The organism is Actinoplanes sp. NPDC004185 (assembly GCF_053603475.1).
In genome coordinates, this window is sequence record NZ_JBSGFR010000017.1 from 60,065 (window position 1) to 84,520 (window position 24,456).

Genomic DNA, 24,456 nt, shown 5'->3' on the forward strand with positions numbered 1-24,456 from the left:
AGTCATGACCCCGTCCACCGGCAGCCTGCCGTCCTGGCTCCCGTTCGCCAACCGGGTCGTCCGGCTGCTGTCCCGGCTCGGCCTGCCGCTGGGCACGGTCCGGGTGCTGATCGTGCCGGGGCGGCGCAGCGGCGAGCCGCGTCCCACCCCGGTCTCCCCACTGACCGTGGACGGCCGGCGCTATGTGGTCTCGGCGCTGCCGCAGAGCGACTGGGCCCGCAACATCAGGGCCGCCGGGCGCGGTGAACTGGCGGCCGGACGCCGCCGCACGCCGGTGACGCTGACCGAGGTCACCGACCCGGCAGTGGCCCGGGCGGTGCTGCGGGCGTTCCCCCGCGAAGTGCCGGGCGGGGTGACCTTCTACGTGCGGCTCGGGCTGGTCGACCGGGCCGACCCCGGCCAGTTCGAGGCGATCGCGGACCGGGTCGCCGTCTTCCGGATCGACTGACCCCGGCTCAGGTAACGAATCTGCCTGGGTTTTCCGCCGCGGGCCGGCTCAGCCACGCCTCGACCTCGACCTCCACCAGGTGCTGAGGATCGAGCAGGCCCGCGACCACGACCAGTGTCGCCACCGGCCGTACCGCCGCGAACAGCGACCCGTGCGCCCCCGCCACCGCGTCCGAGTACGCCGCGTCGGTCACGTACATCCGGGTGCGGATCACGCTCTCGATCCCGGCACCCGCCCCGGCCAGCGCGTCCAGCGCGATCCCGAACGCCGTCAGCGCCTGCGCCCGCGGATCGCCGATCCCCGTCACGACACCGTCCACCGTGGCGGTGCAGCCGGCAGTGACCAGCAGATTGCCGGCCCGCACCACGCGGGAGTAGCCGTAGCGCTCCTCCCACGGACCGCCGGAGCCGAAACGCGTGATCATGCCGAGGCCAGCGCCTCGATCGCCTCGCGGACCGTGAACGCGCCCGCGTAGAGCGCCTTGCCCGCGATCACGCCCTCGACCCCGATCGGCTCCAGCGTGGCCAGGGCGCGCAGGTCGTCCAGGGTGGACACGCCACCGCTGGCGATCACCGGCTTGTCGGTACGGGCGCACACCTCGCGCAGCAGGTCCAGGTTCGGGCCGCGCATGGTGCCGTCCTTGGTGATGTCCGTGACCACGTACCGGGCCGCGCCCGCCTTGTCGAGGCGTTCCAGGATCTCGAAGAGGTCGCCGCCCTCGCGGGTCCAGCCCCGGGCCGCGAGGGTACGGCCGCGCACGTCGAGCCCGATCGCCACCCGGTCGCCGTACTCGGCGCAGATCCGGTCGCACCACTCCGGGTCCTCCAGCGCCGCCGTGCCGATGTTGACCCGGGCCGCGCCGGTGGCCAGGGCCGCCCGCAGCGACGCGTCGTCGCGGATGCCGCCGGAGAGCTCCACCTTCACGTCGAGCCGGCTGATCACGTCGGCCAGCTGCGCGGCGTTCGAGCCCCGGCCGAACGCGGCGTCGAGGTCGACCAGGTGCACCCACTCCGCGCCGTCGTTCTGCCAGGCGAGCGCCGCCTCGAGCGGGTCGCCATAGCTCGTCTCCGAGCCAGCGGCGCCCTGGACGAGGCGGACCGCCTGACCGTCGGCGACGTCGACAGCGGGCAGCAGGGTGAGGGTCACAGCGGAACTCCGATCAAGGACAGCGGGAACGGTCAGAAACGGCGGCCCAGCACGACGACCACCAGGGCCGGCAGCACCAGGACGATCATGGCGATGAGCACCAGGCGCAGCGCGAGCTCCGGCACCAGGAACCAGACGGCCAGCGCCGCGATCAACGGGATGATCGCGATGCCGGTGCGCTGGGCCCGGCTGCGCCGGTGCAGGGTGCCGGAGCTGGGGCGGCGCTTGAGCTTGAGGGAACGCACCAGGGCGCGGCGGCGTTGCCGCCGGGTGGACCGGCGGGCCCGGACGGCCTTCTCCTTCTCCAGCACGGCGAGCCGCTCGGCCCGCCGCCGGGCGCGCTCCTTGCTCACCGTACGGCGGCAGAGGGCAGACCCGACACCCAGTTGCTCAGCAGCGCGTATCCGGCGTCGGAGGACTTCTCCGGGTGGAACTGCGCGGCCGACAGCGAGCCGTGCTCCACGACAGCGGCGAACGGCTGATCGTGCGCGGCCGTCGTCACCCGGGCCCCGACGGCCTGCAGCGCACCGAGGTCCGACGCCGCGTACGAGTGGACGAAGTAGAACCGGGTCGTCGCCGACAGCCCGTCGAGCAGCACCGACCCGTCCGGCACGGACACCGTGTTCCAGCCCATGTGCGGGATGCGCCGGGCGGCCAGCCGGGTCACCGCGCCCGGCAGCAGGCCCAGCCCCCGGGTCTCGACGCCGTGCTCGACGCCGGACTCGAACAGGATCTGCATGCCGACGCAGATGCCCAGCACCGGCCGGCCGGCGGCGACCCGCTCGGCGATGACCGGGCCCGCGCCGAGCTTCTCGATGCCGGCCATGCACGCCGCGTAGGCGCCCACCCCGGGCACGACCAGGCCGTCCGCGTCGGCCGCGGCGGCCAGGTCGTCGGTCACCGTCACGTCGGCCCCGGTGCGCGCGACCGCCCGCTCGGCGGACCGCAGATTTCCGGAGCCGTAGTCCAGGATCACCACATTGCTCATCAGCTGTCTCCCGGGATCAGCCAGAGGACGCCACCGGCCAGCGCCAGCACCGCCAGCGCGGCCACCAGGCCGACGCTGAACTTGGTGGCGCCCTGCCGGGACAGCGAGATCACCCCGCCGACGAGCATGCCGCCCAGCCCGAGCAGCAGGATCGGGACGATGCTGCTCACAGCACGCCCTTCGTCGACGGCAGCGCGCCGGCGTTGCGCGGGTCGATCTCCACGGCCTCGCGCAGCGCCCGCGAGAACGCCTTGAACTGCGTCTCGACCACGTGGTGGGCGTCCGCCTTGCCGCCGTCACGGGCCGCCCGCAGCACACTGACGTGCAGCGTCACCTTGGCGGCGTGGCCGAACGACTCGAAGATGTGCCGGGTCATGCTGGTCGGATAGACCGGCCCGATGTACGGCGCCAGCTCCGGCTCCTCGTGCACTACGTACGGCCGGCCGGACAGGTCGACGGCCGCGCGGACCAGCACCTCGTCCATCGGGATGGTTGCCGAGCCGTACCGCCGGATGCCGGCCTTGTCGCCGAGCGCCCGCGCGAAGGCGTCACCCAGGGCGATGGCCGTGTCCTCCATCGTGTGGTGGGCGTCGATCTCGAGGTCACCCTCGGTGCGCACGGTCAGGTCGAAGCCGCCGTGCTTGGCGAGCTGGTTGAGCATGTGGTCGTAGAACCCCACGCCGGTGGCCAGGTCGCCCTTGCCGGTGCCGTCGAGGTCGATCTCGACGAGCACCTTGGTCTCCTTGGTGACGCGCTCGATGCGCGCTGTTCGGGTCACTGCAGTGCTCCCAGGAAGGCGTCGGTTTCGGATGCGGTGCCCGCGGTGACGCGCAGCCAGCCGGCCAGGCCGACGTCGCGGACCAGCACACCCCGGTCCAGCAGGCGCTGCCAGGCCACGTGCTGATCGCCGCCGACCTCGAAGAGCACGAAGTTCGCGTCGCTGTCGGCGACCCGGATCCCCCGCGCCCGCAGGGTGGTGACGATCCGGTCGCGCTGCTCCTTGATCGCGTCGACGGTGACGAGCAGGGCGGCGCGGTGGGCGAGAGCGGCCCGCGCGGCCGCCTGGGTCAGCGACGACAGGTGGTACGGCAGGCGGACGAGCTGGACGGCGTCGACCACGGCCGGGTCGGCCGCGAGATAACCGAGGCGCCCGCCGGCGAAGCCGAACGCCTTGCTCATCGTGCGGGTGACGACCAGGCGCGGGTGGCCGGGCAGCGACGCGAGCGCGCTGGGCGTGCCGGGCCGGGCGAACTCCGCGTACGCCTCGTCGACGACGACCATGCCCGGCGCCGCGGCCAGCACCGCCTCGACCACCGACGGGTCCAGGGCCGTGCCGGTCGGGTTGTTGGGTGAGCAGAGGAACACCAGGTCCGGCGCGTGCCGGTCGATCTGCTCGACCGCCGACTCCGGGGTGAGCCCGAAGTCGGGGTCGCGCAGCGCGCCGATCCAGCGGGTGCCGGTGCCGGCGGCCAGCAGCGGGTGCATCGAGTACGACGGGCCGAAGCCCAGCGCGGTGCGGCCAGGACCGGCGAACGCCTGCAGCAGCTGCTGCTGGACCTCGTTGGAGCCGTTGGCCGCCCAGACGTGCGCCGTGCCCAGCCCGTGGCCGAGATAGTCGGCCAGGTCGGCCCGCAACGCGACCGCGTCCCGGTCCGGGTAGCGGTTGAGGTCACGCAGCTCGGCCTGCACGGCCTTGCCGATCGCCTCCACCACGGCGTCGGGCACCGGGTACGAGTTCTCGTTGGTGTTGAGCCGCACCGCGACGTCGAGCTGCGGCGCCCCGTACGGCGACTTGCCCCGCAGGTCGTCCCGGATCGGCAGGTCGTCGATCGTGGTCACGAGGTGAACCTCGCGGTCACGGCCTGCCCGTGGCCCGGCAGGTCCTCGGCGTTGGCCAGCGCCACCACGTGCGGGGCGACGTCGCGCAGCGCCGCCTCGTCGTATTCGACCACGTGGATGCCCCGCAGGAACGACTGCACGGACAGGCCGGAGGAGTGCCGCGCGCAGCCGGCGGTCGGGAGCACGTGGTTGGAACCGGCGGCGTAGTCACCGAGGGAGACCGGCGAGTAGGCGCCGACGAAGATGGCCCCGGCGTTGCGCACCCGCATCGCCCACGCGCGGGCGTCGCGGGTCTGGATCTCCAGGTGCTCGGCCGCGTACGCGTCGACCACCCGCAGGCCCTGCTCCAGGTCGTCGACCAGGACGATGCCGGACTGGCGGCCGCCGAGCGCCTCGCGCACCCGGGCCTCGTGCTTGGTCGCCGGCACCTGCACGGCCAGCTGCGCCTCGACCGCCTCGGCCAGCTCCGGCGAGTCGGTGACCAGCACGCTGGCGGCGACCGGGTCGTGCTCGGCCTGGCTGATCAGGTCGGCCGCGACGTGCGCGGGCGAGGCCGTGTCGTCGGCCAGGATCGCGATCTCGGTCGGGCCGGCCTCGGCGTCGATGCCGACCGTGCCCTGCAGCAGGCGCTTGGCCGCGGTGACCCAGATGTTGCCCGGGCCGGTGATCACGTCGACCGGCTCGCAGCGGTCGGTCTCGTCGGCGCCGTCCGAGCCGTAGCCGAGCATCGCGATGGCCTGGGCGCCACCGACGGCGTACACCTCTTCGACGCCGAGCAGTGCGCACGCGGCCAGCACCCGGGCGTCGGGCAGGCCGGCGTTCTCCGGCTGCGGCGGGCTGGCCACCACCAGCGACTCGACGCCGGCGACCTGGGCGGGCACCACGTTCATCACCACGGTGGACGGATAGACGGCCAGGCCGCCCGGGACGTAGAGGCCGACGCGGGACACCGGGACGTGCCGCTCGGTGACGCTGCCGCCGGGCACGACCTGGGTGGTGACGTCGGTGCGCCGCTGGTCGCCGTGCACCTTGCGGGCGCGCTCGATGGCCACCAGCAGGGCGGCCCGGACGTCGGGGTCGAGCTCCTCGGCGGCGGCGGCGATCGCGGCCACCGGCACCCGCAGCCGCTCCAGCACGACGCCGTCGAATCTCTCCGTGGCCTCCCGGATCGCCGAGAACCCATGCTCGCGGACCGCCGTCACGACGGGGCGGATCTTCTCGACGGCAGCGGACACGTCGAGCTGGGCACGGGGCAGCAGACCGCGGGGGTCCCGACGGGAGCCGCGCAGGTCGATCCGATTCAGCACGGGTCAAGTCTAGGCGGCCCTGCGGCCGGCCCCCGGGCGGCATTCCAGGCACTGGGAAGGAGGCCTTTGCCACTTTTGCGCCGCAGCGAAATGAAGATCACCGGGACGGGGCGCGCGCGGACAGCTACCGGGCCGATACGCTCGCACCGTGGGCGCGATTATCCCGGTCTTCCCGCTGGGCACGGTGCTCTTTCCCGGCCTGGTGCTGCCCTTGCACATCTTCGAGGAGCGATACCGCACGCTCGTGCGCGATCTCGTCGCGACGACGGACGACGAACCGCACGAGTTCGGGGTGGTGACCCTCCGGTACGGCTGGGAGGTCGCCACCGCCGAGGGTGACGCCGAGCGCCCGGCCGACGAGGCGGCGATCACCCCTGAGCAGCTCTACGCCGTCGGCTGCACGGCGGAGCTGCGCCAGGTCACCGAGCTGCCCGACGGCCGCTTCGACATCGTCACGGTCGGCCGCCGGCGCTTCCGGGTGCTCGCGATCGCGGCGGACACCCATCCGTACCTGACCGCCGAGGTGGAGTGGCTGCCCGACGAGGAGAGCGGCGATCCGGTGTCGGCGCTGCTCGCCCCGCGGGTGCTGACCGCCTTCCGCACCTACCTGGACCTGCTGCGGCCCGACTCCGAGGTGCTCGACCAGGTCCCCGAGGACCCCACCGTGCTCTCCCACCTGGTCGCGGCGACCGCGCAGCTCACCACCGAGGAGCGCCAGGAGCTGCTGGGCGCGGTCGACACCGCCACCCGGCTGCGCACCGAGCTGCGGCTGCTCAACCGCGAGGCGGGTCTGCTGGCCAAGGTGCGGGCGGTGCCGGTGCCGCTGTCGGATCTGGCCCGGCCGGTGAGCCCGAACTGAAGCCGCCCGACCCGGAACCTTCCGAACCGAACCCGCCCGCGTGGGGCTCGGCCGAGCCGGGCCCGCCCGCATAGGGCCCGCCCGGCAGGTCGTGGCCGTAGCCCGGCCTGGCCCCGGGGAGCTCCAGGTCCGGATCGTTGGACCAGCCGGCCAGCAGCGTGGTCACGATCACCGCGGCGAAGGCGGCCACCAGCAGCGCGCCGTGCGCGTGCAGATCCGGCGGCCGGTCGTAGGTCTGCCCGGCGGTGGAGCTGTCCTGCCAGTCGTTCCAGGCGGACAGCCCGACCAGCCGGCCGGCCTGCCACATCACCAGCGTGCTGGCCAGTCCGCCCAGGGTCACCCCGAGCAGCAGGCCGGGACCCCGGTCGCGGCGCAGGACCAGCCAGATCAGCACGGCGGCGAGCAGCCCGAAGGCGAAACCGATCAGGGTGAACCAGGCGTCCGCCGCGATGTACTCCTCCGGCGACGGGTCGTTGACCACGATGCCGTTCTGCCCGGCGTTGATCACCGGGATGGTCGGCGAGAGCCAGGACCAGAGCAGGCCGAGCGGGGCGCCGGCGACGGCCATCGCGGCCGTGATCAAGACCGCGACAAGCACGGTACGGCGTAACGGCCGCCGCTTCGGCCGCACCGGCATCCAGCCCATGGCGTCGACGGGCTCGCCGTACGGGTAGGCCGGCGTGTCATACGGCTGGCCCTGCTCATACGGCTGGCCCTGCTCATACGGCTGGCCCTGCTCATAGCGCTGGGGGCCCGGCTCCTGGCTGGGGTTCACTCCCCGATCCTGCCAGGTCCGCCTGTGCGCCCGGTGCCGAGCACCGCCGCAGCGGGCATCAGAGGACCGCCGACGGACCGAGGATCATCTTCAGGTCGGCCCGCAGCGCGGGCGTCGGAGCCACCCGCACCGCACCCAGCCGGAAGATCGTGGTGCGGCTGCCGTTCTGCAGGTGGACGTGCACCTCGGCGTCGCCCGGGTGGCTGACCAGGATCTCCTTGAGCTCGTCGACCAGCGGCGGGGTGCACCGGGTGATCGGCATGGTCAGGGTGATCGGCTTGCTGTCCGGGTTGTGGGTCACGTCCGGCATCGACATGTCCATCGCCATGATCCGCGGGGTGTCGTCGCGGCGGTCGACCCGGCCCTTGACGATGACGATGGCGTCCTCGGCGATGTACTGGCCGATCACCTCGTACGTGTTCGGGAAGAACAGCGCCTCGACGCCGCCGGCCAGGTCCTCCAGCGTGGCCGACGCCCAGGCCCGGCCCTGCTTGGTGATCCGGCGCTGCACCCCGGTGAGGATGCCGGCGAGCGTGACGACCTGCCCGTCCGGCACCGAGCCCTCCTCGTTGAGGGCGGCGATGGTCGTGTCGGCCGAGTTGTGCAGCAGCTGTTCGAGACCGGCGAGGGGGTGGTCGGAGACGTAGAGGCCGAGCATCTCGCGCTCGAAGGCCAGCTTGTCGCGCTTGTCCCACTCGCTGTCGGTGATCGTGGGCATCGCCACGGTGGCCGCGCTGCCCGCGCCGGAGTCCTCGCCGAACGAGGCGAACAGGTCGAACTGCCCGGCCGCCTCGTTCTTCTTGACGTCGGCGTACGCGTCGATCGCCTCGGCGTGCACGGCCAGCAGGCCCTTGCGGGTGTGCCCCATCGAGTCGAAGGCACCGGCCTTGATCAGCGATTCCACGGTCTTCTTGTTGCAGGCGACGGCGTCCACCTTGGACAGGAACTCGTAGAAGTCGCCGTAGTCGCCCTTCTCCTTGCGGCAGCGCACGATGGCGTCGACGACGTTGTGCCCGACGTTGCGGACCGCGGCCAGGCCGAAGCGGATGTTCTTGCCGACCGGGGTGAACGGGCCGGCGGACTGGTTGACGTCCGGCGGCAGCACCTGGATGCCCATGCGCCGGCAGTCGGCCAGGTACATCGCCATCTTGTCCTTGTCGTCACCGACGCTGGTGAGCAGGCCGGCCATGTACTCGGCCGGATAGTTGGCCTTGAGGTAGCCGGTCCAGTAGGAGACCAGGCCGTACCCGGCGGTGTGGGCCTTGTTGAAGGCGTAGTCGGCGAACGGGACCAGGACGTCCCAGAGAGCCTTGATCGCGGCGTCGGAGTAGTTGCGCTGCTTCATGCCGTCGCGGAAGGAGACGTACTCCTTGTCGAGGACCTCGCGCTTCTTCTTACCCATGGCCCGGCGCAGCAGGTCGGCCTGGCCCAGCGAATAGCCGGCCAGCTTCTGCGCGGCGCGCTGCACCTGCTCCTGATAGACGATCAGGCCGTACGTCGGGCCGAGGATCTCCTCGAGCGGCTCCTCCAGCTCGGGGTGGATCGGGGTGATCTCCTGCAGCTTGTTCTTGCGGAGCGCGTAGTTGGTGTGCGAGTCGGCACCCATCGGGCCGGGCCGGTAGAGCGCCAGCACGGCGGAGATGTCCTCGAAGTTGTCGGGCTTCATCAGCCGCAGCAGCGAGCGCATCGGGCCACCGTCGAGCTGGAACACGCCCAGCGTGTCGCCGCGGGCCAGCAGGTCGTACGTCGGCTTGTCGTCCAGCGGCAGGGCCAGCAGGTCGATCTTCTTGCCGTGGTTGAGCTCGATGTTCTTGACCGCGTCGTCGATGATCGTCAGGTTGCGCAGGCCCAGGAAGTCCATCTTGAGCAGGCCGAGGGTCTCGCAGGTCGGGTAGTCGAACTGCGTGATGATCGCGCCGTCGGCCGGGCGCCGCATCAGCGGGATGTGGTCGATGATCGGCTCGGCGCTCATGATCACGCCGGCCGCGTGCACGCCGGTCTGCCGGATCAGGCCCTCGATGCCCCGGGCGGTGTCGATGACCTTCTTGACGTCCGGGTCGGTGTCGTACAGCGCACGGATCTCGCCGGCCTCGCTGTAGCGCTTGTGGTCTTTGTCGAAGATGCCGGAGAGCGGGATGTCCTTGCCCATCACGGCGGGCGGCATGGCCTTGGTGATCCGGTCGCCCACCGCGTACGGGTAACCCAGCACCCGGGCCGAGTCCTTGATCGCGGCCTTGGCCTTGATCGTGCCGAAGGTGGCGATCTGGGCGACCTTGTCCTCGCCCCAGCGCTCGGTCACGTACCGGATGACCTCGCCGCGCCGGCGCTCGTCGAAGTCGATGTCGACATCGGGCATGGACACGCGCTCCGGGTTGAGGAAGCGCTCGAAGATCAGCCCGTGCGGCAGCGGGTCCAGGTCGGTGATGCCCATCGCGTACGCGATCAGGGAGCCGGCGGCCGAGCCACGGCCCGGACCGACCGCGATGCCGTTGCGCTTGGACCACTGGATGAAGTCGGCGACCACGAGGAAGTACGACGGGAAGCCCATCTGGATGATGATCCCGAGCTCGTACTCCGCCTGCTTGAGGTGCGTCTCCGGGATGCCGCCGGGGAAGCGGCGCTTGAGCCCCTCGAACGCCTCGTGGCGGAACCAGGACTCCTCGGTGTGCCCGTCCGGGACCGGGAAGCGGGGCATCAGGTTCTTGAACGAGAACATGCCGTCGGTGTCCACCCGCTCGGCCACCAGCAGGGTGTTGCGGCAGCCCTCCAGCCAGGCGTCGGACGAGTCGACCGCGCGCATCTGGTCGGCCGACTTGACGAAGTAGCCGGCGCCGTCGAAACGGAACCGGTTGGGGTCGGCGACGTTGCTGCCGGTCTGCACGCACAGCAGCACGTCGTGCGCCTCGGCCTGGGCCTCGTGCGTGTAGTGCGAGTCGTTGGTGACCAGCGGCGGGATGGCGAGCTTGCGGCCGATCTCCAGCAGGCCGTCGCGGACCCGCTTCTCGATCGACAGGCCGTGGTCCATGATCTCGAGGAAGTAGTTCTCCCGGCCGAGGGCCTCCTGGTACATCGCCGCGGACTTGAGCGCCTCGTCGAACTGGCCCAGCCGCAGCCGGGTCTGCACGGCGCCGGACGGGCAGCCGGTGGTGCCCATGATGCCCTCGGCGTGCTCGGCGATGATGTCGAAGTCCATCCGCGGGTACTTGCCGAGCTGGCCCTCGATGGAGGCCCGCGAGTTGAGCCGGAAGAGGTTCTTCAGCCCGACGGCGTTACGGGCCCACATGGTCATGTGGGTGTAGGCGCCGTTACCGGCGACGTCGTCGCCCTTCTGCTCCGGGCGGCCCCACTTGATCCGGCTCTTGGTCAGCCGGGACTCGGGGGCGACGTACGCCTCGACACCGATCACCGGGGTGACCCCGGCCGCCGTGGCCTGCTTGTAGAAGTCGTACGCCCCGTGCATGTTGCCGTGGTCGGTGATCGCCGCGGCCGGCATGCCGAGGCGGTTGGCCTCGGCGAGCAGATCCTTGACCCGGGCGGCGCCGTCGAGCATCGAATACTCGGTGTGCACGTGGAGATGCACGAACGAGTCAGACACCCAGGGCCCCCTTAACCGCAGCGTTTCCGGACTCGCCAGAGCCTAGTCCGGCGCGGCCCGGCAAGGCACCGCTGACACCCGATCTATTCGGCGAATGGCTCGATCATCACAGCCGCGGCGCGCAGCCACGCCTGCCGCGTCTCCGGCTGGAGCACGCTGTACTCGATCGATGACCCGACCTCGAGCGCGGGGTCGTACGGGACCACCGCGACGGCCCGCGTCCGGGTGGCGAAATGCTTGGCCAGATCGTCCAGCAGCGGCAGCTTGCCGGGCGACGGGCAGGAGATCAACGTCACCGCGTTGGCGACCAGATCCTCCATGCCGGTCTCGTTGAGCACGTCCAGCATCCAGTCGGCGGTGAACGCGGCGTCCTCCCGCGGCACCGTGGTGATCACCAGCTGGTCGGCGCTGCGCATCACGGTCTGCCAGTTGACGCTCTCGACGTTGTTGCCCGTGTCGACGCAGATGACGTCGTGGGTGCGGCGCAGCAGGTCCATCACCCGGCGCACGGTGCTCTGGTCGAGCCGCTGGGCGAAACGCGGATTCTCCTCGCCGGCCAGCACGTCGTACGAGCCGTCGGAGGCGTGCCGCAGGAAGTCGTCCAGGTGCGACATCATCTGCTCGCCGTGCATGTTCTCGATCTCGAGCAGCTCGCTGACCAGGTGCCGGATCGTGCGCGCGTGCCGGGCACTGCCGGCCCGCAGGCCCAGCGTGCCGCGCAGCTCGTTGTCGTCCCAGGCGAGCACGCCCCGGCCCCGCACGCTGCCGATGGTGGCCGCGGCGAGCACGGTGGCGGTCGTCTTGTGCACGCCGCCCTTGGGGTTGGCGAACGCCAGCACCCGCGGCTTGCCGAGCTTGCGGCGCAGCACCGAGACCGCGCGGTCCTCCTGCTCGGGCCGGGCCTGCCGCCACTCGATGCGCGCCGGCGCGGGCGAGGTCGGCATGGGCGCGGTGGTCGCGGGCAGGGTGGGCGGCGGCTGCAGGGCCGGCGGAGGCGGCGCGGGGGCCACCGGCGGCGGCGGCATGACCGACGCCGACCCGACCGAGGCGGCACCCCGGCTCGGCGGCGGAGGCGCCAGCTCGGGCGTGACCCGACCGATCGACGCGGGTACGGACCGGGTGGCGGGATTGAAGAAGCTGTGCGGCTCCTCCGGCGCGGACCGGGACTGGAAGCCCTCGCCGATCCGCGACTGGCGGCGGGCCTCCGCGAGCGGATTCATCGGCCGGGGGTCGGGACGCGGCTCACCCAGCCGCGGATCCATCGGCCGCGGGTCGAGCGGCGGCGCCAACGGCTCGGACTGGCCCAGTCGCTCGCCCAGACCGGCGCGGCCGGGACGGCGCGGATCCAGCGGGTTGACCGGGCGGCGCTCCGGCGGCCGCTGGTCGAAGGCACCACGGGCCGGGTCGCTCTGCCGGGAATCGCTCTGCCGGGGATCGAGCGGGTTGAAGGGCCGGGCGGGACGTCCGGGCAGCGGTTGACCGCCCGCCGGACGGCGGGCCTCGGCCTCCGCATCATCACGATCGGTGTCGGCCTCGTCGGCCGTCCGTGACCCATGCCGGGCACGATCGAGCAGCGCCCGCCAACGCGGGGCTGGTTCCGCAGGCCGGCCCCAGCCGGTCTCGGTCCCATCCACGGCTCGTCCTCCCAGCGATTACTCGATGTGCCCCAACGACGCCTGTCCGATGCCCTGACGGGCCCGCCCGTTCTCCGACAGGCTACGGACGCCAACCCTATTCAGGCCACACCCCGAACCCGCAAATGCCCGGCGGTCTTGATCACCAAGTGGCAGAAACCACGTGCACGTGCACCTACCCGTACGCACCACAGGACTCGGTCGTTCAGGATGTCAACGCCCAGAAGCGTCGCGAGATGCTCCTGAGGCGGCCGGCGGCTGGCCGGGACCCGGTCCCACGGGTGACGCGGAGGCAACGGCAGCGCTCTCCTGAACTGCCGGGGCAGACGGACCGGACCCCAGGACGGGGCCGTCGGGTGAGGCCGAAGTCACAGCAGCCCCGGTCGATGAGGGTAGTGGCGCGGGGCGGGCGGGGGCAACACTGCGCGACCGCGAAGGCACGGTGGGCGCACCCGACTCCGGATCGTCGGGGACCGTGGTGGTCTGCTCCGGCCGGACCGGGCGGAACTCCGTACGGTCGAGGCTGCGGACCTCGGGGGCCGGATCGACCACCCGCACCTCGGCCCGGCCGGCCAGGTCCTCCAGCACGGCCGGCGTGGCCCGCACCACGGCGGCGAAGACACAGGCGCAATGGGCGCGGTAGGCGGCGGCCTCCGAGGCGGCGATCTGCGCGGCGTTCTCGTACGCCCGGCGCAGCCTGATCTGGTCGACGCCGTCGCCTTCGAGCTCGTCGCCCAGCTTGTGATAGTCGGCCTGCTCCTGGTCACGGGCCAGAGCGGCGTTGAGCATGCCGGTCACCACGTCCTGCGGCATCCGGTAGACGGGGATCTTGACCACTGGGGTGCGTACCCCCGGCAGGGGCGCCCGGGCGTAGACCTCGGCCACCGGCACCCCGGCGAGGGTCGCCTGCAGCTTGTCCGGCGGGAGGTACGCCCGCAGGCTGACCAGCGCCCACGTCTCCCCCGCCACCGGTGAACCCGACGAGGGCAGCAGCGCGGCCAGCTCGCCGCGGCTGGAGCGCAGATAGCCGGAGACGGACTGGCCCTCGACCACCCCGACCCGCACCACGTCACCGCTGGGATCGACCGTCTCGGGGCCGTGGTCGGCTGCCCAGACCACGGCGATGAGCAGGGCGGTCACCGACGCCACGGCCAGCCCGCTGAGGATCCGCAACCGGGACGGGGCCGTGCCGATGCGGGACAGGCCGCGGGTCAGCGGCGGCAGCACCCTGTCCCCTGTCCTCATCGAGGTCGCCCCCTCAGACGGCGGTCGTCAGCTCGCGTCGCGGAGCACGTCCAGTGCGTACCCCAGGTCGTCAGGGTAGTCGCTGACGAAACGAACCTCGTCCTGCGTACGGGGGTGGAGGAAGCCGAGCTCGCGGGCGTGCAGCCACTGCCGGCCCAGCTTGAGCCGCGCGGACAGGGTCGGGTCGGCGCCGTACGTGACATCGCCGACGCACGGGTGCCGCATCGCCGAGAAGTGCACCCGGATCTGGTGGGTCCGGCCGGTCTCCAGCTTGACGTCGACCAGGCTGGCCGAGCGGAACGCCTCGAGCGTGTCGTAGTGGGTGACGCTGGGCTTGCCGCCGTTCATCACCGCATACCGGTAGTCGGCGGTGGGGTGCCGGTCGATCGGCGCGTCGATCGTGCCGCGCAGCGGGTCCAGGTGGCCCTGCACGACCGCGTGGTAGCGCTTGTCGACCTCGCGCTCCTTGAACGCCCGCTTCAGCGCGCTGTAGGCCAGCTCGCTCTTGGCCACCACCATGAGCCCGGTGGTGCCGACGTCGAGGCGGTGCACGACCCCCTGACGCTCGGCGGCGCCGCTGGTCGCGACGTTCTGGCCCATCGCGGCGAGGCCGCCGATGACCGTCGGGCCGGTCCAGCCCGGGCTCGGGTGCGCGGCCACGCCGACCGGCTTGTCCACCACGACGATGTCGTCGTCGCTGTAGATGATCTTCATGCCGTGCACCGGCGTGGCTTCCAGCGTCGGCGCGGTCACCGGCGGCGGCAGCGTGACCTCGAGCCACGAACCGGCGGAGACCTTGTCGGACTTCGGCCGCGGGATGCCGTCGACGAGGGCGTCACCGGACTCGACCAGCGTCGCGGCGGCGGTGCGGGACAGGCCGAAGATGCGCGACACGGCCTGATCGAGACGCATGCCGTCCAGACCGTCCGGCACGGGCAAGGAACGGGAGGTCATGCGGAGCCCACCTTTCGCATGCCCTTCTGGCCCTCGCCGTCACGGTCGCGACCCGCGCACCCTCGGCGCGGCTCGGTGCAGTCGGTCATGCGGTCTCGGCTTTCCTGGAGGAGGCCCTGCTGCCGTCGCGCTGGCGCCCGGTGAGCTCCAGCAGCACGGCGAGGACGACGCCGACGGACAGGCAGCTGTCGGCGATGTTGAAGACCGCGAAGTACTCCCCGTACGGTCCGAACAGGCTGATCATGTCGACGACGTGTCCCTGGAACGGCCCGGGCGCCCGGAACAGCCGGTCGCCCAGGTTGCCGAGCGCACCGCCGAGCACCAGCCCGAGCGCGATCGCCCAGGGCACCGAGCGCAGCTTGCGGGCCATGTAGCCGATCCAGCCGATCACCAGGATCGTGACCAGCGGGAAGACCCAGGTGTAACCGCTGCCGAGACTGAACGCGGCCCCGCTGTTGCGCAGCAGCGAGAGGTAGACCAGTCCGCCCAGGATCCGGACCGGCTCGCCCTCGGTCAGCCCGTTGGTGCAGAGCTCCTTGACGACCTGGTCGAGCACGACGGCGAGCAGGGCGGTGATGGCGAGCACAGCCACAGCGCGGCGACCGAACCCGGAGAGAGCCCCGGGCCCGGAAGCGGTCGCCGTGGTGCCACCCGCAGCCTCGTCGGCGTTCAGCGTCGTTCCTCCAACTGCTTACAGGACACACAGAGGGTCGCGACCGGGAACGCCGCCAGCCGCTCGACGGGGATGGCGTTGCCGCATCGCTCGCACCAACCGTAGTTGCCCGTCCCGAGCCGGTCGATGGCGCGCTCCACCTGTGTGATCCGGTCGAGGAGATTGTTGGCCAGAGTGATCTCCTGCTCACGCTCCCCGGTCTTGGTGCCCCGGTCGCCCTCGTCGTCACCGGCGGAGTCGGTGAGCCGGTCACGCTGCAGCTCGGTGATCTCGCTGAGCGTCTGGTCGTACTCGGCCTGCAGTTCGTCGCGGCGCTCCACGAGCGCGACGCGGATCTTCTCGGTCTCCGCCGCGCTGCGCGCCTTGGCGGGCGCGGCCTTCGCGGTCGACGCGGACCTGGTGTCGGTTGCCTTGGCCATCGTCGCTCCCCTGAGCCGCGCTGCACGCGGCGAATCGGCGGTCTTCCAGCGGTCATCGGGACGTGGTCGGCCACCCGTCCCGTATCGGCGCCCCGGCCGCGCCCCCACGCGACCCGTGCACCTGCCCCCACGTGCACAAACGGCGCGGCCATGGATCGCCGCGCACTCCGGAGGGTGGCAAGGATACGGAACGTGAAGAGCAGCGACAACACGGCGCACCGGCCCGGTGACGGATTAACCCGGACGAATCCCCCGTACGCCCCTCGTCGGATACCCGACGACCGCACCCGCCTCGTTCGCACCTGCCGCTCGCTCCGGGTTCGCCGGCGGCGGGTGGGCCAATCGACGCAGCCGAATCGCCAGACAAGACCAAACGCCGACACCGCCCGAAAACCGGCCACAACCCCGCGCTCAGGATCGGTCGCGGCCGTCCTCACCGAACCAGCGGGCCAGCCGCCCCCGCCGGCTCACCGCCCGCAGCCGCCGCTCGGCCAGGTCCCGGGCAGCCGCCGTGGTGACGATCAGCAGGCCGTCGCCGGTCCGCAGCCGGGTGTCCGGACCCGGCACGAAGCCCGCGCCCTCCCGCACCACCAGCGTCACCACCGCACCGACCGGCAGCCGCAACTCGTCGATGTGCACCCCGGCCAGCCGCGACCCCGGCGCCACGTCGAGCTGTAACAGGTCGGCGTGCATCTGCTCCAGCGGTGCGGTCTCGACCTGGATCTCGATGGCCTCGGCGGGCGCGGTGATGCGCAGCAGCCGGGCGACCGGCGCCAGCGTGCCGGCCTGCACCAGCGTGAAGATGATCACCAGCACGAACACCACGTCGAAGAGCGTCCCGGCCCCGGGCGTCGCGCTGGACAGCGGGATGGTGGCCAGCACGATCGGCACCGCCCCGCGCAACCCGGCCCAGGACAGGAACGTCCGCCCGGACCGGCCCAGCTCCCGGAAACTGCGGCTGGCCAGCGCCGAGATCCAGACGGACAGCGGCCGGGCCAGCAGCACGAGCGCGCACCCGACAACCAGTGCGGGCACCAGCGCCTCACCCAGCCGGGCCGGCGAGGCGAGCAGCCCGAGCAGCACGAACAAGCCGATCTGGGCGACCCAGGCCAGCGCGTCGGCGAACCCGAGAATGGCCTGACGGTGCGGCAGGCGGGCGTTGCCGAGAACCACCCCGGCCACGTAGACGGCGAGGAAACCGGAGGCGTGGGCGACGGCGCCGGCCGCGTACGCCAGGAAGGTGAGCGCGACCGCCGCGATCGGATAGAGGCCCGCCGACGGCAGGGCCGCATTGCGCAGCAGCCAGCGCCCGGTCGCCCCCACGGCCAGCCCGATCGCGGCGCCGGCGGCGAGCTCGTAGCCGACGATCAGGAGCTCGTACCACCAGGGGTGAGTCATCCCGGCAGTGGCCGACAGCAGGACGACCAGCAGGACCACCGGGGCGTCGTTCATGCCGGACTCGGCCTCGAGCGTGGCGACCAGCCGGGGTGGCAGCCGCAACACCCGCAGGGTGGCGAAAACCGCGGCGGCGTCGGTGGACGAGAGCACCGCGCCGTAGAGCAGGGCGAGGCGCCAGTCCACGTCGAGCACGAAATGCACGACGACGCCGACCACGGCGATGCTCACGGCCACCCCGAGGGTGGCCAGCGTGGCCGACAACCCCAGAACCGGCCGCAGCGTGCTCCAGCGGGCGGTCAGCCCACCCTCGGCGATGATCATGATCAGGGCGCAGAACCCGAGGGTACGGGTGAGCTCGGCATCATCGAACCGGATCCCGAACCCGGCCTCCCCGATGACCACCCCGATCAGCAGGTAGACCAGCAGACTGGGCAGTCCGAGCCGGGTGGAGAGCCGGACAGCACCGACGGCGACCAGCAGCACAGCGGCGCCGACAAGCAGCGCGAGGTCGAGCCCGCCGGTCATGTGCTGCCGTCACGCAGGGCGGCGAACCGCTCCCCGACATCCCCGGCGACCGCAAAAACCTTGTCCCGGCTGGTGGCGCCGACCTTGAGCACAACGTCCCGGACCTTGACCCCGAGCGCAGCGGCCAGCGCCTGCCGAACGGCCTCAGTAGCCTTCCCATCGACGGCGGGCGCCCCGACGGCGACGATCAGCGCGGGCCCGTGCGGCCCCTCATAACGCCCACCGACCCGGGTACGCCCGGCGCCCGGCCGCACCCGAACCACGACGACCCGCCCCTCACCGCTGCCGCCGTGAGCAGCTCGCGGCCGGCTCGCGCCGGGTCGGTCGGTGGCCGGATCGGGTGGGGGGACGCGCCGCTTGGCCATGCCCCATTGTGCCGATCATCCAGACGCCACCAAATCAGACGTTCCGCCACCGCTCCACCCAGCCCCGCCTACCCCAGCCCCGCCTTCTCCCCGCCTCGTCCTCCCCGGCCCTGCCTCGCCCCGGCCGTCCCTCTTCCAACCCGGCCTTCCGTCGGCCGTGCCCTCCCCGACCCCGCCTTTCCCCCAACCCCGGGACACGCCCAGGGTGCCGGTCACCGACCGCCGGACAAGGCCGAAATGCCCGTCGCCAGGCGGCCGGACGAGGGAGAAGGGCCCGTCACCCCGCTCGGACAAAGGTCGAGGTGCCGGATCGGAGTGGTGCCAAGATCGAGCCGGGACGACCGTTACGGGAGCAGCAACCGCGCGGCGAGTCTGACGACTCAGACGCAGCCCGGTCGGCAGCAACCGCGCTGCCACCGCGCCGGGTGGGATGGTCAGCGGCGGGCGGCCGCGGCGACCAGCCGGTCGACCGGCCGGCACAGCCCGCAAGGGCTGAACCCGAGCTCAACCGCCTCAGCCACCGGCAGCCCCTCGGTCAACCGGCCCACCAGGTGCGAACAGTCCGCCAGGTGGTACCGGGGCCGGCCGTCGACCACCAGGACCTCGGCGTCGAGGCTGGCCACCCGTACCGCGTCCGCCGGGCGGACCGATTGGGGCAGGGGCTCGTCGTCCGGGTCGTCCGGGTCCGGCTCGTCGAACTCTCCCGGGGACTGGTCGTCCGCGCGAGCGCCGCCGATCAGGCTCGCGGCGTGCTCGTAGTCCGTGGGGTCCGGTGCCGGTTCCGTCGGCGCCGGGCCGGCCGTCTGACCCGAGGAAGGCCGGCCGGCCGCGGCGTCGTCGTAGTCGTAGAGGTCGGCGTCCGGTTGCACCCGCTGGGTCGCGTCCGGGCCCGGGAGATTTTCCTCCGCGTCCTGCCGGCCGGCCGCGTAGGCGGCCTCGGAATCGTCGGAGTCGTCCGGGAGGCCCGCCACGTAGGCGGAGTCGGCGTCCGGCTCCGGGCGGCGGCGGGCCGCGCGTGCGGCATCGCCGGCCGGGGCCATTGCCGCGCGCCGGGCGGCCGAGGCCTGGCGGGCGCCGATGACCAGGGCCACCGCGGCCAGCAGGCTGGCGACGATGGAGCTGATCAACAGGGTGCTCGACCCGCCCACGAGGCCGAGCACGAGCAGCGTGACGGCGACGAGGATGAGCAGCAGACTAACAACGATCATGGCTCATCCCCGCCGCTGTGCGACCGTTCCGCAAGCCGAGGCTCAGCGGCCGGTCTCGATGGAGTTGGCGCGGCTGCCGCCGTACGAGCCGGCGAGGCCCGCGGCCGCGAGGCCACCGGAGCCGCCGACCGAACGGTTGGCGTCGGCGCGGGTCATCTCGGCTTCGAGGCCCTGGCCACGACCGTCGAGGTCGCGCAGCTGGCTCTCGAGGTACGCCTTCAGTCGCGTGCGGTACTCCCGCTCGAACTGCTTGAGCTCCTCGATGTGCTTCTGCAGCGCCGACCGCTTGGCGTCCAGGCCGCCCATGGCCTCCTGGTGCCGCTGGCGCGCGTCGCGCTCCAGGGCGTCCGCCTTGGCGCGGGCCTCGCGGGTGACCTCCTCCGCCTTGGAGCGGGCGTCGGAGAGAAGCTTGTCGGCCTCGCGGCGGGCGTCGGACACGTGGTCGTCGGCCGTACGCTGGGCCATCATCAGCACGCGCAGCGCCTGCTGCTCGCCGTCGGCGCCCGTGGGGGCTCCGGCACCGGCGCCGACCGGGCCCTGGGCCCGGACCTGCTCCAGCTCGGCCTGCATCTGCCGGGCAGCCTGCTCAGCGGCAGACTTGTCGCGCTGCACCCGGTCGAGCTGGGCCTTCATCTCGTTGAGCTCCGCCGCCAGCCGCGGGTCGGCGCTCGGGCCGGCTGGTGCGCCACCCCGACCGCCGCGCTCCACCTGGGCGCGCAGCTCGTTGTTCTCCTCGATCAGACGGGCGAGTTCGCGCTCGACCTCGTCCAGGAAGGCGTCGACCTCCTCCTCGTCGTACCCCCGCTTGCCGATAGGGGGTTTCTTGAAGGCGACGTTGTGCACGTCCGCCGGGGTCAGCGGCATCGAAACTCCTCGGGTCAGTTGCGGCCGCGTGGGGCGCAGTCGATCAGGCGGACGCTGTCACGCGAACGCGATGATCAGACGCGCTAACACGAAGTTCAAAAGCACGAACAGGATAACCAGCAGGACCAGGGACGCCAGGTCCAAACTCACGGTACCAATTCGAAGCGGTGGGATCACACGCCTCAACGCCTTGAGGGGTGGATCAGTGACGCTCCACACCGATTCCAATGCCGCCGACGCCCCTCGGCCCGGCTGCCACCGACGCCCGTACTGCAGCACCGCACCCAGGACGAACCGGGCGAGCAGGGTCAGGAAGAACACATAGAGCAGCAGATAGATGATCTGAAACACGATCGACAGCACGTCAGGCGGGTCCCTCGTTAGGGTCAACTCTGGTTGAAGAAACCGCCCTCAGCGATCTTGGCCTTGTCCTCTGCCGTGACCTGGACGTTGGCCGGTGAGAGCAGGAAAACCCGGTTGGTCACGCGCTCGATCGTACCGCGCAGACCGAAAGCCAGCCCGGCGGCGAAGTCGACCAGCCGGCGGGCGTCCCCTTCATCCATCTCGGTGAGATTGATGATGACCGGTACGCCGTCGCGGAAGTGCTCGCCGATGGTGCGCGCCTCGCGGTACGTGGTCGGGTGCAGCGTGGTGATCTGGTAGCGCTGGTCCTCCTCGACGACCCGCTGGTGCACCTGGGTCTGCGGGGCGAGCGCGAGGTTGTCGCGGGTGGAGTAGCCCGTCGGCTCGGCGACCGGCGCCGGCGGCCGGGTGATCGAGCGCACGCTGGCGCGCTCCTGCCGTTCCGGCCGGTCGTGGTCGTCCCGGTCGAGGTCGAGGCGGGCGGCGGCGCGCTCCAGGCGGCCACTGCGCTCCTGGCGGGCCCGCGGCAGCGCGGGTGCCTCCTCGACGTCGTCCTCTTCGTCGGCGAACTCGTCGGCGTAGCGGTAACCGGAGTCGCGGTCCCGGTCGCGCTCACGCTCGCGGTAGCCGCCACCGTCGCGGTAGCGGTCGTCGTACTGGTCGTCCTCTTCCACGAGGCCGAGCCACACGCCGGCCTTTCGCAAAGCGCTCATGACGTCACCCGCCCCTGCTCGGCGCCGAACCGCTCGTCCATGCCCCCACCTCCGTCCGCTGTGCGGCCCGCGCCCCCTCGGCGTGCCGCGTCCCCCCTTGCACGGATCCCGCGTTCGGTAAACATGACCGCGGCCCGCTGCGACGCTGCGTCGTCCGGGCGCGTCGGCCGAGGCACGTCGCGCGTAAACAACACGTATGTAGTTTGCTGCCCGCCGCAAGGCTACCGCAGCGTGTTTCGCATCCCGAGCAAAGAAGTGCCGATCCGTACGTGTGTCGCGCCGTGCCGGACCGCCTGCTCGAGGTCACCGCTCATGCCGGCCGAAATGTCCGTCGCGTCCGGATAATCGGACCGCAGCCGGGCGGCCAGGCCGGCCAGTTCCTCGAAGGCCCGGGCCGGTTCCCACCCGCGCGGCGCCACCGCCATCACGCCACCCAGCCGCAGCCCTTCGGCCGCCTCGACCGCCGCCGCGACCCGCCACAGGTCACGATCGGGATCGCTGCCGTCCGCCACTGCCCCGCCACGGTCGGGATCACCGTCGATGCTGACCTGCACCAGCACGTCCAGCGGGCGGTCGCGGAGCCGGGCCGCGGCCGGGGCGAGCGCCCCGGCCAGGCGCGTCGAGTCCACCGATTCCACGACGTCGGCGTAGGTGACCACCGACTTGGCCTTGTTGCGCTGCAACTGACCGACGAAGTGCCAGCGCAGTGCCGCCGTCACGGCCGCCGCTTTGGCCGCCGCTTCCTGATCTTTGTTCTCCCCGACGTCGGTGACGCCGAGCCCGGCGAGCAACTCCACGTCGCTCGCCGGGTACGTCTTGGTCACCGCGACCAGGGTCACCGACCCGGGGTCGCGGCCGGCCGCCGTGCAGGCACGCTCGATCCGCCGGCGCACCTCGTCCAGCGAGGCTGCCAGCTCGTCGCGGCGCGCCCCTTGTCCCAAAGCTGTCAGGAGCCGTTCTTCAGGAAGTCCGGCACGTCCACGTCGTCGAAGAGAACCCGGCGCGGCGGCGGGGTGGTCGCGGCAGGCGGCGCCGGCGGCGTCACCGGCACCGGCGAGGACGGCGTGACCGCGGGCGGTGCCGCCTGCTGGACCACCTTGCGAGCGGGCTCAGCCGGCTTGTACGAGGGCGTGCCCCCGTCGAAGCCCGCGGCGATGACCGTGACCCGCACCTCGTCGCCCAGCGCGTCGTCGATGACCGCACCGAAGATGATGTTGGCGTCCGGGTGGGCCGCGTCCGTGACCAGCTGGGCCGCGTCGTTGATCTCGAACAGGCCGAGGTCGGAGCCGCCGGCGATGGAGAGCAGCACGCCGCGCGCGCCGTCCATGCTCTGCTCCAGCAGCGGGCTGGAGATGGCCTTCTCGGCCGCCTCGACGGCGCGGTTGTCGCCGCGCGCGCTGCCGATGCCCATGAGCGCGCTGCCCGCGCCGCTCATCACGCTCTTCACGTCGGCGAAGTCGAGGTTGATCAGACCCGGGGTGGTGATCAGGTCGGTGATGCCCTGCACGCCGGAGAGCAGCACCTGGTCGGCCTGGCGGAACGCGTCCATCATGCTGATGCCGCGGTCGCCCAGGGCGAGCAGCCGGTCGTTCGGGATCACGATGAGGGTGTCGCACTGGTTGCGCAGCTCGTCGATGCCCGCCTCGGCCTGCACCTGGCGGCGCTTGCCCTCGAACGAGAACGGCCGGGTCACCACGCCGATGGTCAGGGCGCCCAGCTTGCGGGCGATGTTGGCGACCACGGGCGCGCCACCGGTGCCCGTGCCGCCGCCCTCGCCGCAGGTCACGAAGACCATGTCGGCGCCCTTGAGGACTTCCTCGATCTCGTCGCGGTGGTCCTCGGCGGCGTTCTTGCCGACGTCCGGCTGCGCGCCGGCGCCGAGGCCCCGGGTGAGTTCGCGGCCGACGTCGAGCTTGACGTCGGCGTCGCTCATCAGCAGCGCCTGCGCATCGGTGTTGATCGCGATGAATTCGACTCCCTTGAGCCCAACCTCGATCATGCGGTTCACGGCGTTGACGCCGCCGCCGCCGATGCCGACGACCTTGATGACCGCAAGGTAGTTGTGCGGAGGTGTCATCGGGCTCAGCCTTCCCTTCAGGGTTGTGGGTGTCGAGGGCCCCAGCGGTCCGGCCAAGAACCGCCATCGATACCCGCGCCGTACAAGGGAGGGCGAGGAAACCCTCACCCTCTACTAGAGGCTTAGTGTTATGTCAACTACTCGAACCTCTCGGGGCAACGTAAGCGGCGGACAGGCGACAACCAAGGACCGACGCGGCGTGTCGGCGTCCGCTTACGTGGCGAGTATCCGACTCAGCCGTAACCTTGGACGGAATGCGCCGTTCAGCCGTCTTTGTCCGGTTAGCGGATGGTCACTACATCCGGGGCACTGACATCGATCGTGTCGCCCTTGCGCTCGAGCAGCACCGTCGCCACCTGAGCCTTGCGCTCGCTCTGCGTCTCGTCGCCCCAGAAGACCTCGCGGTCCTTGCGCAACCCCAGCCGCACCTGCGCGGGGGCCAGCACGGAGATCGAGACGACCTGCTCGCGCAGCTCCGCGGTCAGCGACGACAGCACGGTCAGCGCCGACCGGGTGTTGATGTCGTCGGGGCCGGGCGCCGTGAGCTGCGCCAGCGGCAGGCCGGGCGGGCGCCGCGAGACCGTGCGGTAGGCGACGCCCTCACCGTCGATCAGGGTGAAATTCTTGCCCGCCGCCACGACGGCGACCGGCGTGCGCTCCACGACCTCGATTACGACGGTCCCGGGCCAGCTGCGGGACACCACGGCCCGGTCGACCGCGGGCAGGCCCTCCACCCGGCCCCGGATCCGGTCCAGGTCGACGCCGGCCAGGGGCTGCTTCATCCGTACGGCGGCAGCCTCCTCGACCTGCAGCGGCGTGAGCGAATCGGTGCCGACCACCTCGACCTGGCGTACGCCGAGCACCGACGTGCCGTACACGATCCAGGCGACCGCCCCCGCGACCAGCAGCACGCCCGCCGCGACCGCCCAGGGCAGCGCCGCACGCAGCTTGCGCCGGCGGGCGCGGGCCATGAACCGCCGGACCGAGGTCGGCACGGCATCCGTGTCCGCCCGCACCAGCCGCCAGCTGCGCCCGCCCCCGCCGTCGCTCATGGGTCCTCC

The 24,456-nt window shown here is 72.0% G+C and carries 26 protein-coding genes; 2 read left to right on the forward strand and 24 right to left on the reverse strand.

Annotated elements, in window-relative coordinates; translation table 11 throughout:
- Window positions 1–4 precede the first annotated feature (4 nt).
- Complete coding sequence (locus tag ACWEOZ_RS19075) at window positions 5–448, forward strand: nitroreductase family deazaflavin-dependent oxidoreductase (RefSeq protein WP_451912011.1); 444 nt, start codon at window positions 5–7, stop codon at window positions 446–448.
- A 7-nt stretch (window positions 449–455) separates the two neighbouring features.
- On the opposite strand, the gene ACWEOZ_RS19080 is transcribed toward ACWEOZ_RS19075, so the two are convergent.
- The 8 genes from ACWEOZ_RS19080 to hisD are packed head-to-tail and all read right to left on the reverse strand — an operon-like array spanning window position 456 to window position 5,728.
- Window positions 456–872, reverse strand: a complete 417-nt coding sequence (locus tag ACWEOZ_RS19080; protein ID WP_451912012.1) for a Rid family hydrolase — start codon at window positions 870–872, stop codon at window positions 456–458.
- A complete protein-coding gene (gene priA, locus ACWEOZ_RS19085) occupies window positions 869–1,594 on the reverse strand; it encodes a bifunctional 1-(5-phosphoribosyl)-5-((5-phosphoribosylamino)methylideneamino)imidazole-4-carboxamide isomerase/phosphoribosylanthranilate isomerase PriA (protein WP_433726722.1) in 726 nt (241 codons plus the stop codon). Before priA ends, ACWEOZ_RS19080 begins: the two co-directional genes overlap by 4 nt.
- 32 nt (window positions 1,595–1,626) lie before the next feature.
- Entirely contained in the window at window positions 1,627–1,947 is a 321-nt protein-coding gene (locus tag ACWEOZ_RS19090; protein ID WP_451912013.1) for a hypothetical protein, read from the reverse strand.
- The gene (gene hisH, locus ACWEOZ_RS19095) at window positions 1,944–2,582 is read right to left on the reverse strand and encodes an imidazole glycerol phosphate synthase subunit HisH (protein ID WP_451912014.1); all 639 of its coding nucleotides are present in this window, start codon (window positions 2,580–2,582) and stop codon (window positions 1,944–1,946) included. Before hisH ends, ACWEOZ_RS19090 begins: the two co-directional genes overlap by 4 nt.
- A complete protein-coding gene (locus tag ACWEOZ_RS19100) occupies window positions 2,582–2,752 on the reverse strand; it encodes a hypothetical protein (RefSeq protein WP_451912015.1) in 171 nt (56 codons plus the stop codon). The genes hisH and ACWEOZ_RS19100 overlap by 1 nt, the downstream gene beginning before the upstream one ends.
- Entirely contained in the window at window positions 2,749–3,360 is a 612-nt protein-coding gene (hisB, locus tag ACWEOZ_RS19105) for an imidazoleglycerol-phosphate dehydratase HisB (protein WP_451912016.1), read from the reverse strand. Before hisB ends, ACWEOZ_RS19100 begins: the two co-directional genes overlap by 4 nt.
- Complete coding sequence (locus tag ACWEOZ_RS19110; RefSeq protein ID WP_451912017.1) at window positions 3,357–4,421, reverse strand: histidinol-phosphate transaminase; 1,065 nt, start codon at window positions 4,419–4,421, stop codon at window positions 3,357–3,359. Before ACWEOZ_RS19110 ends, hisB begins: the two co-directional genes overlap by 4 nt.
- Window positions 4,418–5,728 carry a histidinol dehydrogenase gene (hisD, locus tag ACWEOZ_RS19115; RefSeq protein ID WP_451912018.1) on the reverse strand — a complete coding sequence of 437 codons (1,311 nt, stop codon included), beginning with the start codon at window positions 5,726–5,728 and terminating at the stop codon, window positions 4,418–4,420. Before hisD ends, ACWEOZ_RS19110 begins: the two co-directional genes overlap by 4 nt.
- Window positions 5,729–5,876: 148 nt before the next feature.
- On the opposite strand from hisD, the gene ACWEOZ_RS19120 reads away from it, so the two are divergent.
- The gene (locus ACWEOZ_RS19120; protein ID WP_451912019.1) at window positions 5,877–6,587 is read left to right on the forward strand and encodes an LON peptidase substrate-binding domain-containing protein; all 711 of its coding nucleotides are present in this window, start codon (window positions 5,877–5,879) and stop codon (window positions 6,585–6,587) included.
- Here the strand turns inward: ACWEOZ_RS19120 and ACWEOZ_RS19125 are convergent.
- The 16 genes from ACWEOZ_RS19125 to ACWEOZ_RS19200 all read right to left on the reverse strand — a co-directional run bounded on the left by ACWEOZ_RS19125 (window position 6,502) and on the right by ACWEOZ_RS19200 (window position 24,447).
- Window positions 6,502–7,362, reverse strand: coding sequence for a hypothetical protein (locus ACWEOZ_RS19125; protein WP_451912020.1), 861 nt, complete (start codon window positions 7,360–7,362; stop codon window positions 6,502–6,504). The two genes, ACWEOZ_RS19120 and ACWEOZ_RS19125, sit on opposite strands and share 86 nt — an antisense overlap.
- Before the next feature lie 58 nt (window positions 7,363–7,420).
- A complete protein-coding gene (dnaE, locus tag ACWEOZ_RS19130) occupies window positions 7,421–10,957 on the reverse strand; it encodes a DNA polymerase III subunit alpha (protein WP_451912021.1) in 3,537 nt (1,178 codons plus the stop codon).
- A gap of 83 nt (window positions 10,958–11,040) precedes the next feature.
- Complete coding sequence (locus tag ACWEOZ_RS19135) at window positions 11,041–12,591, reverse strand: AAA family ATPase (RefSeq protein ID WP_451912022.1); 1,551 nt, start codon at window positions 12,589–12,591, stop codon at window positions 11,041–11,043.
- Window positions 12,592–12,804: 213 nt separating this feature from the next.
- Complete coding sequence (locus ACWEOZ_RS19140; protein WP_451912023.1) at window positions 12,805–13,836, reverse strand: hypothetical protein; 1,032 nt, start codon at window positions 13,834–13,836, stop codon at window positions 12,805–12,807.
- A 27-nt stretch (window positions 13,837–13,863) separates the two neighbouring features.
- Window positions 13,864–14,790: an RluA family pseudouridine synthase gene (locus ACWEOZ_RS19145; RefSeq protein WP_360547987.1), complete on the reverse strand. Its 927-nt coding sequence runs from the start codon at window positions 14,788–14,790 to the stop codon at window positions 13,864–13,866.
- A gap of 85 nt (window positions 14,791–14,875) precedes the next feature.
- Window positions 14,876–15,463 (reverse strand): signal peptidase II, encoded by a 588-nt coding sequence (gene lspA, locus ACWEOZ_RS19150; RefSeq protein ID WP_451912109.1) that lies wholly within the window; start codon window positions 15,461–15,463, stop codon window positions 14,876–14,878.
- The gene (locus ACWEOZ_RS19155) at window positions 15,460–15,882 is read right to left on the reverse strand and encodes a TraR/DksA family transcriptional regulator (protein WP_360547991.1); all 423 of its coding nucleotides are present in this window, start codon (window positions 15,880–15,882) and stop codon (window positions 15,460–15,462) included. The genes lspA and ACWEOZ_RS19155 overlap by 4 nt, the downstream gene beginning before the upstream one ends.
- A gap of 411 nt (window positions 15,883–16,293) precedes the next feature.
- The gene (locus tag ACWEOZ_RS19160; RefSeq protein ID WP_451912024.1) at window positions 16,294–17,805 is read right to left on the reverse strand and encodes a potassium/proton antiporter; all 1,512 of its coding nucleotides are present in this window, start codon (window positions 17,803–17,805) and stop codon (window positions 16,294–16,296) included.
- Window positions 17,802–18,068, reverse strand: coding sequence for a DUF167 domain-containing protein (locus tag ACWEOZ_RS19165; RefSeq protein WP_451912110.1), 267 nt, complete (start codon window positions 18,066–18,068; stop codon window positions 17,802–17,804). Before ACWEOZ_RS19165 ends, ACWEOZ_RS19160 begins: the two co-directional genes overlap by 4 nt.
- Window positions 18,069–18,604: 536 nt before the next feature.
- Window positions 18,605–19,378, reverse strand: a complete 774-nt coding sequence (locus ACWEOZ_RS19170; protein ID WP_451912025.1) for a hypothetical protein — start codon at window positions 19,376–19,378, stop codon at window positions 18,605–18,607.
- A gap of 42 nt (window positions 19,379–19,420) precedes the next feature.
- Complete coding sequence (locus ACWEOZ_RS19175; RefSeq protein WP_451912026.1) at window positions 19,421–20,242, reverse strand: DivIVA domain-containing protein; 822 nt, start codon at window positions 20,240–20,242, stop codon at window positions 19,421–19,423.
- Between the two features lie 57 nt (window positions 20,243–20,299).
- On the reverse strand, window positions 20,300–20,605 hold the full coding sequence (locus ACWEOZ_RS19180; protein ID WP_203762600.1) for a YggT family protein: 306 nt from the start codon (window positions 20,603–20,605) through the stop codon (window positions 20,300–20,302).
- Between the two features lie 23 nt (window positions 20,606–20,628).
- A complete protein-coding gene (locus tag ACWEOZ_RS19185; RefSeq protein WP_433726689.1) occupies window positions 20,629–21,318 on the reverse strand; it encodes a cell division protein SepF in 690 nt (229 codons plus the stop codon).
- A gap of 221 nt (window positions 21,319–21,539) precedes the next feature.
- Entirely contained in the window at window positions 21,540–22,259 is a 720-nt protein-coding gene (locus ACWEOZ_RS19190; RefSeq protein ID WP_451912027.1) for a YggS family pyridoxal phosphate-dependent enzyme, read from the reverse strand.
- Between the two features lie 5 nt (window positions 22,260–22,264).
- Window positions 22,265–23,395, reverse strand: a complete 1,131-nt coding sequence (gene ftsZ, locus ACWEOZ_RS19195) for a cell division protein FtsZ (protein ID WP_451912028.1) — start codon at window positions 23,393–23,395, stop codon at window positions 22,265–22,267.
- Between the two features lie 281 nt (window positions 23,396–23,676).
- The gene (locus ACWEOZ_RS19200; RefSeq protein ID WP_451912029.1) at window positions 23,677–24,447 is read right to left on the reverse strand and encodes a cell division protein FtsQ/DivIB; all 771 of its coding nucleotides are present in this window, start codon (window positions 24,445–24,447) and stop codon (window positions 23,677–23,679) included.
- Window positions 24,448–24,456 lie beyond the last annotated feature (9 nt).

Coding starts and splice junctions, on each gene's coding strand:
- hisH (WP_451912014.1), bottom strand. CDS start 2,582: ATGAGCAATGTGGTGATCCTGGACTACGGCTCCGGAAATCTGCGGTCC.
- ACWEOZ_RS19140 (WP_451912023.1), bottom strand. CDS start 13,836: ATGAGGACAGGGGACAGGGTGCTGCCGCCGCTGACCCGCGGCCTGTCC.
- ACWEOZ_RS19200 (WP_451912029.1), bottom strand. CDS start 24,447: ATGAGCGACGGCGGGGGCGGGCGCAGCTGGCGGCTGGTGCGGGCGGAC.
- ACWEOZ_RS19175 (WP_451912026.1), bottom strand. CDS start 20,242: ATGCCGCTGACCCCGGCGGACGTGCACAACGTCGCCTTCAAGAAACCC.
- ACWEOZ_RS19170 (WP_451912025.1), bottom strand. CDS start 19,378: ATGATCGTTGTTAGTCTGCTGCTCATCCTCGTCGCCGTCACGCTGCTC.
- ACWEOZ_RS19075 (WP_451912011.1), top strand. CDS start 5: ATGACCCCGTCCACCGGCAGCCTGCCGTCCTGGCTCCCGTTCGCCAAC.
- ACWEOZ_RS19155 (WP_360547991.1), bottom strand. CDS start 15,882: ATGGCCAAGGCAACCGACACCAGGTCCGCGTCGACCGCGAAGGCCGCG.
- ACWEOZ_RS19185 (WP_433726689.1), bottom strand. CDS start 21,318: ATGAGCGCTTTGCGAAAGGCCGGCGTGTGGCTCGGCCTCGTGGAAGAG.
- ftsZ (WP_451912028.1), bottom strand. CDS start 23,395: ATGACACCTCCGCACAACTACCTTGCGGTCATCAAGGTCGTCGGCATC.
- ACWEOZ_RS19160 (WP_451912024.1), bottom strand. CDS start 17,805: ATGACCGGCGGGCTCGACCTCGCGCTGCTTGTCGGCGCCGCTGTGCTG.
- ACWEOZ_RS19145 (WP_360547987.1), bottom strand. CDS start 14,790: ATGACCTCCCGTTCCTTGCCCGTGCCGGACGGTCTGGACGGCATGCGT.
- ACWEOZ_RS19080 (WP_451912012.1), bottom strand. CDS start 872: ATGATCACGCGTTTCGGCTCCGGCGGTCCGTGGGAGGAGCGCTACGGC.